Genomic DNA, 14,211 nt, shown 5'->3' with positions numbered 1-14,211 from the left:
CGATCAGGGTACTCGGCTCGCCGCTACAGAGCTTCGCTGAGGCCAAGGACGCCTGCAACAGTATGCTCAATTACCTGAGAGACTGAACGGATTCCTGGTCGCTGGAAATGGGAGCATCTTAAAGATGCTGCAGTCGCGCCGGGTGCTACCCAAGATGTTCACCGGGTCGGGACGTACTTTGCAGCGATTGAGATCATCGCGGCGGATTTGTGCGGGCGCTACACGTTCTATATCCGTCGGACCAGCGTGCTTCCAAATCGAGCTCATGTGGATGATCTTGAAGATCATCTGCCGTCCCTCACGCCCGTCGGAGCAAACATGTTCGTCAAAGGCTCGACAGATTTGTTCACGTTTCCCAATCCGGTAGCTAAGCCGTACCTCAAGATCGTGATCCACAAGACGCCCCTAGCGAACGGCTGGGCCACCTGCCGGATCTATCCACGAAATGATCACCACGATCCGTACACGGTTGCGAGCCAGAACAGCTTGATGACAAGGGCGGGACAGGTCGTAACGCCGTAGTCCCAATGACTTCACTGATTTTGCCGTCCTGCCACGCCTGTTTGCGGCGGCCCCCGTAGTTATGCTGCCAGATCTCGCCGAAGCGACCGGCCGGGGAGCGGGCTTGGGCCTTGACGGGCAGCGACCAGAGCCGCGCTCTGGAGCTATCCGGCTGGCATAGCCCTTTTTCGTCAACGATTCAGCCTGCGCGTTATTTCTTTCGACTATTCGTGCCGACCGGGTAGGACTAACCTACGAGAGTGGCTAGACGATCATTGATACCGGCTACTGCCTAACCCGGCGCGCCCCTGCTCCAACCTGAATACGGAGTACAGACAAATGCAAAATGCTAAGACGGCACAATTTGAGCAAGAGGTACTTAACTCGCTTCAGTCCATGGAGCTCGAGCTGGCGCTCCGGGGCAGCATGAACGCGCTACCTGAACAGCCAGTCGACACGAACCCGGAGAGAGCCGAACAGCAATCTGCGTTGAACGAGGCTGTGTCTCTCGTAAAGAGACGAGATGTGCTGGAGAGGATTTGCTCCGGCCTTCAGTCCGTCGCAGGCGACGCGCAAGCTCTCGCCAAATGGATTACGCCGGTTCTCCTTCCGATGGCGATTGCAGGCACTGTCCCCATGAGTCCGCTAGTCTTTGCGGGCGTCGCGGTACTCTTCTTCCGGGTAGGCGTGGCGACGCTCTGCAAAGAGTGCGTTCCAGCCAAGGACAAAAACGACTGATCTGCCCGGGACCGGAAAAAAAGCGATGACGCCACAACAGCTCCTAGCCGAGCTGCAGAAAACGACCGAGTTGCTGGACTGGATACTGAAGCTCGTGCCGCTCTGCGGCGGTGGGTCAAATCTATTGTGGGCGCCGGCGGATCTGGAAGCACAATTCAAGGTCCTAGGCATTGCGGGTGGGACGTTTATCGATCGCTACTCCTCGTTTCTGAAGCGAACACAACGCCTTCGAGGACTTGATTTCGAAGTCTCCGGCTCTCCGCCAAACCTGCCGAGCGGACGCGGGGATCGCGTCCGGAACCGTCAACGATGCAGAATTCAACGGACACGTCTACTCCTCCAGGTCATCACAAGGACTCGGCTACGTGATCGCGTTGCCGATGGGGGCCATGCCATTAATCTCGAGCGGTGCCGAAATGCTCATGCTGCTCGCGGACACAAGTCTATGCGAGACGCTCGGAAACGCATTGACCAAAAAGGGGCTTGGAAAGGATTCAGAGCCGTGGCTGCTGCGGCTAAGGCGTCGGCTGGTCCGCTTCTCCAGCCGGCCCTACCTCGCCAAGCGGTTTTCTAAACAGATCGGCTGGCAGTTCGGAATGATGATCCACCGGTACGCTCACCTCGGAACAGCTGACACGCCGGACGTGATCAGGGAACTTGGAGCAATTCCACTTGTCACCGACGTCCGGCGTTGGGGGCACCCACTTGAGGCTGGGAGCAACCTTAGATTTTTCGCGATCCAGTTCCTTCTCCTGCATGAGTGCGGGCATGTGGCGGCTGGAGACCTGTCCACAACAGATACAAGTCACTTCGAGATGGAATTCGCTGCTGATGGTTTCGCGTTTCGGGAATTGATCGGCACTGCCGATGGAGATGATGTGGCTATATCGGGCACTCTGGGGGCGTGGCTGATCCTGACGTTGGCTGCATGGATTGAGGATCTGTCCCAAGAGACCGCGCCTCGATCACATCCACCGGCAAGGGAACGCCTCGAACGTCTCCGCGCCTACTTGCGGTCTCGAGAGCAGGAACAGCCGTCGATGACGCGCGCCCTGGAAGTTTTCGACGCCATGGCGAGTATGCAGAAACGGCTTTTTGAGGAAGCGAAGTCAGCTGGCGTCCTCACCATGGAGTCTCCGCTGTCGCGGTTTCTAAGCATGTGCGCACAGACCGGCCGGCATGAGATGTTCTACGACCAGCTGCCGCGATGGCTACTATTTGGCGCGCCTTCGCGCCTCTGCCGGGAGTTGGCCCGCCTGCGCGTCTGCATGGAGCGAAGGATTGAGAGCGATCAGCAGGATGGCCGCGCAAAAGAGCAGTTGGGGCTAATAAACTGGGTGTTCGATGCGGCTCTGGCCGCGCCGAGCAACTTCTTGTCCAGAAAACTTCAGGCCTTTTATGCGAGAGCGCGAGCGGCGACCGATAGTTGACTGTCTGCTTTTCGGCGCTCGTCGGGATGCTCGATACCTGATACCGGAGGACGCCTGCGTTCAACGCGCGGCTGGCGCTCTACTTCCAGCCTTCTCGATCACGTCGCAGTGGCGGTGCTGTTTGGATGATACCGCCTCCTGACTTCGAAATCGCGGTTGAGGTCGAGGACGTCAAAAGCAACGCGGTCGGTGCGGCCTGCGTAACAGCCGCGAACGACCCCACGTCTTAAAGAACTCACGCTCTTGTCCGGCCTTTGACGCTGCAGCACCGAAGCGTTCGAGCAACAGTCTCAGAGCACTTTGCTCCAGCGCACGATTGCTAATTTGCGTCGCCTGCACGATTCAGGCCTGCTCTCTCCAAGCCAAACAGAATATAGAGGGAGGGTGAGGATGATCGTACGGCGGGGGTCACTGTTGCGTTGCTGCTGATTGCCCTAGGATCCGAAGCCTTCGCTTCTGGGCCGTGTTCGAGCACAAGGCATGGGGTTGCTCGGCCACCGAGGTGGAACGGCGCCACCATGGATTCGCGGGAGCCCAACTCGGATCCCTGTTGAACGGTGCCGGCTTCTTTCACCATGCGCACAGGGCCGACGACTGTCACGCCTCATCAAGATCCTGACTACCATCCGCAGGCGCGCCGGCGCTTGCGGTGCTGCTAGAGCAAGCCCGAAAGAGAACGGTAAGGCTGTGGGCCGAGCAGTCGCCGCTCGATCTGAAGGATGTCCTGAAACGTCGCGGCTACAGATGGAGCGACGGCAGCCCAGATCCTGGTACATCGACGCCGGCGAGGCGGCTGTGAACGACGAGATCGCTTTCCTCAAGGCGGAGATCTACCTGCGCGAGATCGCCCTCGCCTGCAGACGTTGACCGCCTTTATCCGTTTTTCACCGTGGGCATAGAAACGTGCCCCGGTACTCACCGGGGCCGCGGCACGGTGGTCATGCGGCGGGACCCGCAACCAAGGCGGCGAAGTCGTTCAGGCTGATCGCGGGCGAGCGAGCGAGCGCCGATCGCACCCATATGAGTTTTAGGCCATACTCTAAAATATTATGTAAAACTAATATCCTTTCGATATTGCGTAAAAATCATATTCGGCCTATATGTCTTAAATCTCATACGGGATGACGGCATGATTTTGAAGACAATCAGTGACTTAGGACTGGCCGTCCGGGAAGCCCGCCGTCGGCGGAAGCTGACCCAGAAGCAACTCGCCCAGACGCTGGGGACCACCCAAGAGTGGATCTCGCAGTTCGAGACCGGCCGCCTGGAGAATCCGAGCCTCGGAACGGTGCTAAAGGCCTTCGCCGCGCTGGGGATCGACCTGAACATCGACAGTGTGCCGGGATCTCTACCGAACAACGACTTGGATACCGGTGATCTGGCGCTCGACGAGCCGAGCTTTCTCAAGGGACGGCGGCGATGAGCAAATTCATGAACGTCCTGATGGGCGGCGTCCCGATCGGCCGTCTCGAGCAGATGGATACCGGCGTCCTGGCCATCGAGTACGCCGATGGTTGGCTCGCGGCCGACAGGGTTTCAAATTCCGCTTTCGATGTCCCTGCCTCTCGCTGCCAAGAAGCACTCCGGCGCGAAGGTGGCCAACTATCTCTGGAATCTGCTTCCGGACAGCGACCAGACCCTGCAGAAATGGGGACAGATCTACGGCGTGTCGCCGAACAGCGCGTTCGCTCTGCTGTCGAAGGTCGGAGAGGATTGCGCCGGCGCGATCCAGATCGTCACCGACGAGTGGATGGCCGCCAATGCGGATTCGCCCGGGGAGGTTCAGTGGATCGACGAGGCGGAGGTCGCGAACCGCCTCAAGCGCCTGCGCGAGGAGAGGACCTGGACGGGACGTCGCGACGGCGACCGGGGGCATTTCAGTCTCGCCGGCGCGCAGCCGAAGATGGCCTTACTGTTCGACGGAAAGCGGTGGGGCGTACCGGGCGGCCGCCGGGCGACCACGCACATCCTCAAGCCGCCGATGCCTCACCTGCGAGGCACGACCGAGAACGAGTACGCGTGCCTGCGTCTCGCGAACCACCTCGGAATCACGGCGGCCGAAGCTAAGGTCGGGAAGTTTGGCCAAGAGGTCGCGATCGTCGTCACCCGGTACGACCGCGAGATCGACAAGGACGGCGTCGTCAGACGATTCCACCAGGAAGACATGTGCCAAGCGCTCGGCGTGCATCCCACCGTCAAGTACCAGAGCGAGGGCGGCCCCTCGATCGAGCAGATCACCAACAACGTGCTGCGCTACGCTACCGATCCGGAGGCGGACAAGGCGGCGTTCGCTGACATGATCGCCTTCAGCTTCCTGGTGCTCGGTACCGACGCGCACGCGAAGAACTTATCAGTCATCCACCTCCCGGGCCGGCGGATGTTTCTTGCTCCACTCTACGACATCCTGAGCGTCGTGCCTTACGACAATGACGAACATGAACGGCGACGGCTGCGCATGGCGATGAAGATCGGCGGCTATTACAAGTTCTCAGAAGTCCTGCCGCGGCATTGGAGACGCCAGGCGGAACTGATGAAAATGGATCCCGACGAGATGATCGCGCGATTGGTGGCGCTCGGCGAGAAGATTCCCGACGCGCTCAGCGACGTCGTGAAGGAGGCGAGGGTCGAGGGCCTGAAAGAACCGGTGCTTGACACGATGCTGGACGGAATCTCGGCGCGCGGCAAAGCGATCGCGCAGCAATACTCGGCGTGAACGCGCGCGCTCGAGATCGTCGATGAGGTAGGCGTGACGCCGACGGACGCCGTCGACGCCCGTTCCGGACGCTCAATCCGATGACCAAAGTTTGTGTGAAGATTTGGAAGGCATCGAAGACACCGCCGAAAAAGGACGAGCTAATAAAATCGTTCGACCGCGAGGCAGACAATCATCTAAGAAAACAATTATTAAAAGACATAATATCGAAGGTGTACGATTGGCTCTCGCGCACGCCGCGTAGGACAGCCAGCGCCACTTGCCATCCCGACCGCTCAAGTTCTTCGATGTGGACACCGAAGAAGCTGAGGGTTGGCCGCCTTAAGCTTGATATTCCACGCGCCATGTTGTCGCAGAGGGCTACTTTGCAGAGGGATTCGCGAGCGACCAGCCCGAGCTAACGTGCGGAAACCCCTGTAAGTGGATCACCAGATTCGGCGCCGGCAGTTATTTGCAACTGAAATCTCCGCGCCGTCCCGGTACATGTCGTGGTTTCCCGAAAACGTATAGACCTGCGCCCGTTTTCCAAGCTTTCCAAAGACGTCGTCCAAGATGGAGGAGAAGTTCGATTTGCACCCATCCGGGGGGCCCGGCTAATGGACAACCTAGATCGAAGACGGCCGACCTGTTATTGGCTGAAGGAGCACGGCAATTTCGATCTGCTCCGATGTTGGCAGCAATGGGCAGTTGGACATGGCGGCTTGAGTCGCTCTCATTCATCCACCATTGCGAGATAGTCCGAGAGTCGCATCCGACGATAGCCGGGCCGCTGCGGCGCCTCGTCTCCCGGTGGAACCATCAGGACGCTCTCCTCGCCGCGCGGCCGTGGGACGAACTTTTTGGGCGGGACCGGGTCGGCGCGATCCCAGTCGATCTCAAACGCGTCCGCAAAGTATTTTGCAATTCCGGCGTGATCGAAGATCAGTGAAGCATCGCGGTTGGTCGATACCCCCATGCCACTCCAATTGTGACTCCCGATCAGGACGCGCTTGCCGTCGACGACCATACCCTTGGTATGATGGTTGGGGATTTGCTTGAGACGCGAGTCGATGCCGACCCCCTTCGACTTAAAATACCAGGCAGAGTGGGTGGGATCCGAGAACTTCTTGCTGCTGTCCGCGCGCAGGATCACGCGGGCATCGTCCAGCGAAACCAGCTTGTCGGTCAGTTCGCCGATCAGATCGTCGATGTAGCCGCGATGCTGCCGCGGGTTGCTCGGCATTCCGATATAGGGGATCTGGAACACGAGGCTGCGCCTTGCGGAGCGGATCAGCTTCAAAACGGCCTCGCTGTACACTTCGCCTTCGCGGTCGGGCGTGAGCAGAGGGGCCGCGACAATGCTTTCGGTGACCTCCAGGGGCTTCTTCAGCCGCGCTGGCGGCCGGCGTTCGCGCGGCCGCTCGATGGCTTCGAAGACGGACTCCGGCACATCGACCAGCGATCATCCGCTTTCACCGGCACTTCCATGCCGCCAAGGTCATGCGACCGCCGCACATCCTGAAGGATGTGCTCGCGAAATCGCTCGGCCGGAGTCGGGCTTTGAACAATCACGTGCCACTCGCGATTGCCGGGCAGGTCCTCCTCCGTAGCCCTGTCGCGCTGGGATTGATCGATGATCGGCTGGCTCGACGAACTCTTCCAGTTGCCGGAGGACAGCCAGAACTTGTCATCGTTCCGGACGGTGACCTTGATGTGATAGGACTGCTGAACCAGGAACGACATCGCCTTCCTACGGAGATGATCTTGGCGCAGGAGCAAGCCGCAAACTGGGCAGAGAGGTAAACTCCTTCCGCTGTCCCAACGTGGACACCAATCTGGCTGGAGAGATCGGCCTCGTCAGATCCGCCGAAATGGCGTTCACGAGCGAAGGGCTTAACCTCAATACCAAACTCTCGGGCCGGTTGGGGCGTTTGGCGGCAACTTTGTCATCACCAGGACGGGATTTTTTAAGGTCAGGAGCTATTCCATATTCAACGATGAGCTTGTGGCCTGTCTTCTGGAAAACTGGGGCAAAGTCCGTTGAGCACGGATGCGCCTGAAGTGACGACATTCAGTTCATTCCGGTGACATCTCCAGTTTGCTGCCTTCGTAGCTCCACGTTCGCGAATGCTTCCAAAGCCGCGCATCGCCGATCGTGTTCGCCACCGTGTCTCTGATTGATTCAACCTCGATCGCGGGCGTCCGGGGATACCGCTTTCGCACGATCGGGATGTCCGCATCGGGCAGCTCATAGACCCGTGGTGTCGCGAGCTTGAGCCAAGCGGTCGGATCGCGCCAGGGTCATCTACGCCCAGGCGGCATTGCAGCTTCGTGACGAACACATCGGCGTGTCGTTGACGGATGGCGGGAGCGAGCAGACTCGTGCCCTGAAGCGGTCGGTCGCGTTTGCGAGGGCCGACGTCGAGAAGCTCTGGAAGATCTCCGCCGTTGAAGTAGTCCTCAGGGCGATCCGAGACGTCGTGATGAGGCCAGCGCCAGAACACCATGAGTGTTCAACCGAACAACAGAATGAGAGCGACGACTATCTGTGCTTGTAACACTTCCCCCGGAAAAGGCTTGCGGCACTATTTTGTCCAGAATTTTCGATGGGGCAACAAGCGCGCCGATGCGACTCAGTTCGAGAAACGGGCCTTCGGAGCAAATGACTTCTTAAGGAGAGATCAGTCGCAGGAGACCAGGTTGCCGCGGTCAGAGCTCGGCCGATCAGCGTTGCTGCGCAACGTGCGCTGATTCACTCCATCCCTTCGCCTGACCACCGTGCCGGCTATGGCGCTCAGGTTGGTCGTCCAGGCAGCGGACGACTCTTCTCGAGCGTTCGCGTTTATCTGGTGCGCAACTGGTCTTCTCTAACGGACGACCTTCTAGACCGAAGGCGGGACCGCTCAACGCCACAGACGAAGATGGCGAGACCTGCCTTCGGACTGGCAGTTGCAGTTCGGATTTGCGCCTTGCACGAACCAGCGAGAACTTGGATGGAGAAAATAGAAGAAATTGGAGCAACCACGATCGGTTGGAAAAGCAGCAATTCCGATCGACATCTTAATGAGCTGGGCAGCCAGAATGATTCCCGCGGCCATGGATGTGAACCCCACCGAGAATTGCGGGTCACCTGGCCGGTTGACGTAGTCGGCAAGTTGCTGGATGCCGACCGACGCGCACCCTGGATTGCTTAATGCCTCCTCGACCTCGTCCGCGCTCATGCCGCGAGCAGATGTCCACGCTGCCCGTTGCACCTGCGACAACCCGCGCAACTCATCAACCAGAGCAACGAGTTCTTTGCGTGGATCGCGAAGCCGGTTGTGGCACTTCAGGCACATCCACGGCGAGCGAACGTCATAGATGGAGACGCTTGACCGCAGACCCGTAGCGTGCGTGCTGCCGCCCATCAACGTGCGCGGCCATACATTCTGGATCGCGTGCCGCGCGAAGTTTCCATCAGTATCATCAACACATGAGAGTATCGTGTCGAACCGGAAGATTGCCTCATCGCACGCGAGCTCCGGAAGCTGTTCGCCTCGATCCACGCGACGCAGAAAATCCTCCCACTTCTTCATCACATGGTGGGCCGTCAGCCCGCGGGACCGCAGATATTGGGCAACGATCTCAGCCTTTGATCGATCGTCGTTAAAGTCAACGATGCGAGCAAGCGGATAACGGTTGAGATTCGTTATATCGTCCAGCGCCTCCGGATCGATGGCCGTCACGTGACCCCGCACACCAGGCACGGAGCCGAGGGCCAGCGCGAGAGCCTGGCCGACAGCACCGGCGCCGACCAAGTAGGGCTGGCCGATGGACAACGTCTCGGGCAGCTCAGCGGAGGGCAAATCTTCCCACCCCGATCGGGTCTGCAGATCGAGGAGCGAATACGCAAGCTGATCGACGAAGGAACCGCGTTCGGGGTTAATTCCGCGCAGGTGCTTGAAAACCTCGGCAGCAGCAAGACACCCCGCGAAAGCAGGGCCGAGTGGATTTTTGTCCCGAGGTATTACGCTAGGAGCTGATCCGGGCGGACCCGCGTAGATATTCCATCCGTCTGCGAAGATCGACAGTCGTCGATCCGCGGCGAATCGCGCGCCCTCATTTCCAACCGTGATCTCAACGTCTGCGCGTTTATCAGCGGCGATATCAAGCTCAACGCGGACACGATGGCCTACGGCTTCCTTCGCCCATGCCAAAAGAGACTCACCGAGACTTCCAGGCTTGGCGTACGGTACGACGCCGTCGAGAAGGCGGGTCTCCGGCACTGACAACGCGATGCTCTCGACAAGCCGGTCTTGCCGGACCAGTTGGTTCGTCAGAGTCCAGATCATGTGCTGCCCGGCGATCGTGGACGCGATCGCGGCGGGCACCGTGACTCTCACCAAACCTTTGCGGGCCTCATCGATAGGTCGAAGGGCACCGGAAGGGTCCGGCCGCAGATGCCTATCGCCGAGAAGAGGGCCAGACATCAGCGCAAATCCAGAAAAGAAACCGTACCGGCACCTTCGAGAACGAGACGGCGGGCCGCGTCGGCGATCGAAAGAAGGTGCCAGTAGTTGATCTGGAATTCATGGATGCCGGCCCGATGCGGCCAAGGACCGGTCCAGTGACCGTACCGCGGAAAGACAACCGACAAGACCCCTCGACTTATCGCACGGGCGTCGTCGTATCGGGAATGCTCGACCCAGTCGCCCGGATGCGAATGCACCTGAGCGAGCGCGACCCAGCGCTTTGCTCGGGTGGCCGCCGACACCGCCGCCATTGCGTCGCCGGTGACGTCGTAATTGCCCCACGTGCCGCGCTGTGGGGGCACAACAACGGCTTCCACGCGCCCGCACCCTCCAGGCAGATCGCGACCGTACCAGAAGCAGCACGTCTCGACGCGCACGGCCGCTTGCAGCACCCTGACCGTTTGTTCGAGGGCACTCTTGGGCACGTAGAGGATAGCGGAATTGGCTTGATAGGGCTGCTGCGGCGGCGATCGGCGTATCTGGTCGTCCTGATCGAAATTGCTCATGCGGTTACCCTTGACGGCCCCTGTAGTAGAGCCGCATGGCCTCGGTGATGGTGAACAAGGTGTGGTTGAAATTGTGGCGCTCAGGGTCCCAGACATGCCGCGCCTCTACCGGGTGGCGCAAGTTGTAGAACTCCAGCGTCGTGGAGTTGCAGATGAGCTGCCGCTTTTGGTCGTTGTAATTTGGATGCACCCTAAGGTGCGGCGCCTCGATGTTGGGAAGCCACCGATCATCGTCGCCCAGCTTGTAGTCCTTCGTAATCGGGTTCACGAATTGCGCGCTCGGTGGCCATTCGGGATAGCAGTGAAATTGAAGTCGCAGCAGGAAGAAGTCGGCGCTCGGGCTCCAGAGCGGCACGCACAGGGTTAAGCCGTCGATTCTGCACCAGCCGGCCTCTTCCAAAGTCCGTCCCTTCAGAGCGAGAGGAAGATCCCGCTCGAGCGCCTCGCCGCCACGAGCAGGATCTGGGACAGGTGTCTCGTTGGCATTGGCCATCACGCCCCGCCGGTGCCGCCGACGATCTGATACTTGCGCGCCGGACAGATATGCTGCTCTTGGGCCTGCCGCAGCGTGAGCCCGAGATAGGGCGTCAGGTCGGCTCCGGCGTGTTGGCACTGGAACCTGTCGTCAGCGTCCTTGTGCTCCGCCGGATTAAAGTTGCCGTAAGAAGCGTCCCATACAGCCTGCAGCGTGGTCGTCCACGAAACCTTGAAGGTCACGTCGCGGTTTGTCTTCGTGTTCAACACCTCGACACGCGTTTCTTTCGCAAAATCAACGACTTCATTCTCATCGGCAACTTCAGCCATCTGCTCGGCTCCTTCCAAAATCAGCTAATTAGCTGAGCCCCTCAGACTAGAGCAACGGCGGCGCCGGCTTTTTGCGTTTTCACAGGGAGTCACGACGAACAAGAGCGCGGGGTCTTGTTTTCAAGCCGCAAGACGTCGCTAACGAAGGCCATTCGATCGCAGCTTCGTCGCGGACAATCTCGCACCTGTACCTTGCAAGCGCGCATTCTCCTGCAGGCAACGGTGCAGTTCGTGCTGAGCGTACGCATCAGGCTTTGTCAGCCGTCCCAGCGGGACATACGTCGGCAAGCTATTCGCCGAGCGATGCAAAGAAGTCGGAGGTCATTCGGAGGAAGACTCCGCGATCGCCGCGCAGTTTATCGGTTACGGTTTGGAATTGCATGACGGCCTGGTGGGACGCGCCGTGCCGCAGCAGGACGAACAAACGGCGATAGCCGAAACGCCGCCGCTCGTTGGCGAGATCGCGCAATCGGCCACGCAGAACTGCGTTCGGCGGGCGGCTGAAGCGATAGCGGATCATCTTCCGATCCGCCCCGACGATCGAGCAGGCCCGCCGTTCCGACAGGCTCAGGACGGCCTGCGGATGCGCGACCGCAGCGCGCTTGGCGGCGTGCCCTACCATTTTTTGAAAGCAGCTCGCGAAGGGCGGCCCGTCGAGCATCTGCTCGGCCAGAAGCTTCTTCAGCTTCGCGTTCTCCTCTTCCAAGGCCCTCAGCCGCTTCGTCTCGGAAACCATGCCGCCGAATTTGGCCTTCCAATTGTAGATCGTCGCCTCGGAAACACCGTGCTTGCGAGCCATGTCGGCTGTCTTCGCCCCAGCCTCATGGTCCTTTACCGCGATAACCTGCTCTTCCGTGAACCTTGCTCGCTTCATCTGTCCGTCCTTCTTCGGGCCGGGCTCTACCTCCTTCTGGAGGAAATACGCAGTGGCAGGTCACAATCCGCTGATGCCCTCGTCGATGTAAGTGCGCACGATCGTGAGCCGATGCTCGGCTGCGTAGGCGGCGATGACAGCCAGCTGGTTTGCGATCGAATATTGCTGCCGATCCGTCGACATCCGGACGTACTGCGCAGCCCGGAGCTCGCGCTCCCGAGGCCGGGGCAGCCGGGCATGCTGGACAGTGAGCTCTGTTCCCATGAGGGCTCCCGGTCTGTGCAGTTGTCAGCCTATTCCAACCCGCCTGAAAACCAAGAAATGTGAAGCTGTTCACCCCCGCCGAGTCCCTCCTCGCCTACAATAGGAACGTCCCGGTCCGGGACGCTCATCCGGGAATGGACGAGTCGGAGCTGGGGAAGCTGGAGGCCGGCCATGAAGCGCCACGCCATGAGCAAGTATTTCGGTAGTGGCGCCGGCCACGTTCTGCGCCAGCACAACAGCGCCGTGCTGCTGTTCAGCTGGCGCGGCAAGTCCGACGGATCGGCCCGATATGTCGAGCGCGTCAACCGCTACGCGCGCAATGGCGTGGAATATCCCAGCCTTGCCGCCTTGCTCCGCGCCGTCGAGGCCGAGCACGCTCAAAAGGAGCGCTGATATGCAACATCAACGGCATCGCCCCAGCGACGTGTTGGATCTGTACATCGGCGCTAAGCGCGCGCTGGAGCAGGCGATCACGGCGCTCAATGCCGGAGCGGCAGGGCCGCGGCAGCGAATTCGGTCCCGGCGTCAAAGTTTGCGACGCGGAGCTGTTCCAACCCATCCTCGATCAATCGGAGATCTGCGTGAACGTGCTTGCTTGCGGAGCCGGACGCGGACTCGAGCAATTCGCGCCGAAGGTCTCTCATAGCTTCGAGCGCCTGCTGGTTCCTTAACCGTACGTAAGCTGAGACTATTGCTTTACACGACATGGCGCTCCAAATGCGTCACAAAAAATGAGTTCTCAAAAATTGACTGAACTGCAGTGACCCGCGAGTACATATGTGAATCGCGGATGCCGAAATCTCAAATATCATGTGCAAACGGCACACGGCGAGATTGTAAACCCAGCTCGCAGTCTTCGGCTACAACCTGCGCGCGGAGGGAACAAGCCGGAAGAATACGGACCCCCAATCCGCTGGAGCACTCGGCGCCGCGCGGAACTTCGACGCCAAAGACTACTGTGCTTCCAGAGTGGACCACATCGGCCCCAGCGTGGAGGTTTTTTCCGGATCGAAAAACCGAGCTGGGACCGAGAGGTCTGTCACTTTCTGGGCGGCAACAAGCGACAAACGCAGCTTCATCCCCCAAAAAAGCCGGGGAGTGATCCGCGGAACCCAGCTTGCCAAAGCCAAAGAGCTGCTCAGTGACCCTATCCCTACGGTCCGTCAAAACCGCGCGAAAGCTAGGCCGCTCTGTCTCCGTAATTTCAATGGGAACCATGGGTTATAGGCCCATTTGTTCCGGCATTACCTTTCGGCTCTGTCCGTAGGCGTCTGTGGGTGAGAGACCGAGAGCGTTCCCGCCTGCGTAGCGAAAGGCCACGGCCGACCAGTCCCCTGTCCATCGCGTGCGCGATCTGGCTGCCGAGATTTGCGGAGCAGAACGCCAAACTCCGCCGGTTAACGGCGCAAGCGGCCGAAGTCCCCGAATTGCCGAGGCCGGATACTTTCTTAGGACGCAAGACCTATGAGCCGTTTCCAGATGAAAACCCGGTAGAGGCGAAGTACCCTAAAAGTCGGGGGTATCCTAAGTTCAGCGGTTAACAATTGAGAGGGAATAAAACCGTCCACTGAGGTAGTTTGCAATCATCACCGCAAGACACAGTGGCAAACATCGGAACGCAGCGCGGCGCTCCCGCCCAACTCAAACCGGGGAGCGGATCATGGCCAAGCGCCGGCGTCGTTTCAAACAAACGCAATCTCTAGAAGAGCGACTTGCCGCAGAGGCCGAGCGCCTGCGGGCAAGTGCAAAAACGGCTCCCCCAGGTGTCAGACGGGAAGAGTTGCTGCGTAAAGCCCGCCAGTTCGAAGGTGAGCGTCATCTGGCGACCACGCACTGAGGGTTGATCTAGTCGGCTAGGAAGATCTCGTGGAGAGGTTTGTCACGAGGTCAC

Annotated in this window: 15 protein-coding genes and 1 pseudogene; 8 read left to right on the top strand and 8 right to left on the bottom strand. The window is 59.7% G+C overall.

Translation table 11 applies throughout. The features are described 5' to 3' along the window. Window positions 1-267 precede the first annotated feature (267 nt). From XI09_RS10460 to XI09_RS10435, 6 genes are all read left to right on the top strand, one after another. Entirely contained in the window at window positions 268-522 is a 255-nt protein-coding gene (locus XI09_RS10460; protein WP_271566754.1) for a hypothetical protein, read from the top strand. Window positions 523-840: 318 nt separating this feature from the next. Continuing rightward, entirely contained in the window at window positions 841-1,239 is a 399-nt protein-coding gene (locus XI09_RS10455) for a hypothetical protein (protein WP_271566753.1), read from the top strand. 365 nt (window positions 1,240-1,604) lie between these two features. Next, window positions 1,605-2,669: a hypothetical protein gene (locus XI09_RS10450; RefSeq protein WP_271566752.1), complete on the top strand. Its 1,065-nt coding sequence runs from the start codon at window positions 1,605-1,607 to the stop codon at window positions 2,667-2,669. Between the two features lie 744 nt (window positions 2,670-3,413). Then, window positions 3,414-3,536 (top strand): hypothetical protein, encoded by a 123-nt coding sequence (locus XI09_RS45745; RefSeq protein WP_333939068.1) that lies wholly within the window; start codon window positions 3,414-3,416, stop codon window positions 3,534-3,536. A 262-nt stretch (window positions 3,537-3,798) separates the two neighbouring features. Continuing rightward, window positions 3,799-4,092 carry a helix-turn-helix domain-containing protein gene (locus XI09_RS10440; protein WP_271566751.1) on the top strand — a complete coding sequence of 98 codons (294 nt, stop codon included), beginning with the start codon at window positions 3,799-3,801 and terminating at the stop codon, window positions 4,090-4,092. Window positions 4,093-4,179: 87 nt separating this feature from the next. Beyond that, complete coding sequence (locus XI09_RS10435; RefSeq protein ID WP_271566750.1) at window positions 4,180-5,382, top strand: type II toxin-antitoxin system HipA family toxin; 1,203 nt, start codon at window positions 4,180-4,182, stop codon at window positions 5,380-5,382. A 712-nt stretch (window positions 5,383-6,094) separates the two neighbouring features. Here the strand turns inward: XI09_RS10435 and XI09_RS10430 are convergent. The 8 genes and pseudogenes from XI09_RS10430 to XI09_RS10395 all read right to left on the bottom strand — a co-directional run bounded on the left by XI09_RS10430 (window position 6,095) and on the right by XI09_RS10395 (window position 12,320). Then, window positions 6,095-6,811, bottom strand: coding sequence for a phospholipase D-like domain-containing protein (locus XI09_RS10430; protein WP_271566749.1), 717 nt, complete (start codon window positions 6,809-6,811; stop codon window positions 6,095-6,097). After that, window positions 6,748-7,104, bottom strand: coding sequence for a hypothetical protein (locus XI09_RS10425; protein ID WP_271566748.1), 357 nt, complete (start codon window positions 7,102-7,104; stop codon window positions 6,748-6,750). Before XI09_RS10425 ends, XI09_RS10430 begins: the two co-directional genes overlap by 64 nt. A gap of 1,160 nt (window positions 7,105-8,264) precedes the next feature. Next, window positions 8,265-9,731 (bottom strand): ThiF family adenylyltransferase, encoded by a 1,467-nt coding sequence (locus tag XI09_RS10420; protein WP_271566747.1) that lies wholly within the window; start codon window positions 9,729-9,731, stop codon window positions 8,265-8,267. Between the two features lie 98 nt (window positions 9,732-9,829). Then, window positions 9,830-10,378 carry a Mov34/MPN/PAD-1 family protein gene (locus XI09_RS10415; protein WP_271566746.1) on the bottom strand — a complete coding sequence of 183 codons (549 nt, stop codon included), beginning with the start codon at window positions 10,376-10,378 and terminating at the stop codon, window positions 9,830-9,832. Window positions 10,379-10,382: 4 nt separating this feature from the next. Further along, window positions 10,383-10,871: a hypothetical protein gene (locus XI09_RS10410; protein WP_271566745.1), complete on the bottom strand. Its 489-nt coding sequence runs from the start codon at window positions 10,869-10,871 to the stop codon at window positions 10,383-10,385. Beyond that, entirely contained in the window at window positions 10,871-11,182 is a 312-nt protein-coding gene (locus XI09_RS10405) for a hypothetical protein (protein WP_271566744.1), read from the bottom strand. Before XI09_RS10405 ends, XI09_RS10410 begins: the two co-directional genes overlap by 1 nt. Before the next feature lie 406 nt (window positions 11,183-11,588). Next, window positions 11,589-12,056 (bottom strand): annotated as a pseudogene (locus XI09_RS10400) (transposase); the annotation flags it as partial. A 60-nt stretch (window positions 12,057-12,116) separates the two neighbouring features. Continuing rightward, entirely contained in the window at window positions 12,117-12,320 is a 204-nt protein-coding gene (locus XI09_RS10395; RefSeq protein WP_442869571.1) for a recombinase family protein, read from the bottom strand. A gap of 171 nt (window positions 12,321-12,491) precedes the next feature. Here XI09_RS10395 and XI09_RS10390 point away from each other — a divergent pair, with 171 nt between their 5' ends. Continuing rightward, entirely contained in the window at window positions 12,492-12,713 is a 222-nt protein-coding gene (locus tag XI09_RS10390; RefSeq protein ID WP_128942939.1) for a hypothetical protein, read from the top strand. Window positions 12,714-13,980: 1,267 nt separating this feature from the next. After that, window positions 13,981-14,157 carry a hypothetical protein gene (locus XI09_RS10385; RefSeq protein ID WP_271566743.1) on the top strand — a complete coding sequence of 59 codons (177 nt, stop codon included), beginning with the start codon at window positions 13,981-13,983 and terminating at the stop codon, window positions 14,155-14,157. Window positions 14,158-14,211 lie beyond the last annotated feature (54 nt).

This window comes from Bradyrhizobium sp. CCBAU 11386 (assembly GCF_028128955.1).
Lineage (GTDB): Bacteria > Pseudomonadota > Alphaproteobacteria > Rhizobiales > Xanthobacteraceae > Bradyrhizobium.
The sequence above is the reverse complement of the archived record's forward strand: the minus strand, read 5'-3'. Positions and strand labels throughout refer to the sequence as shown.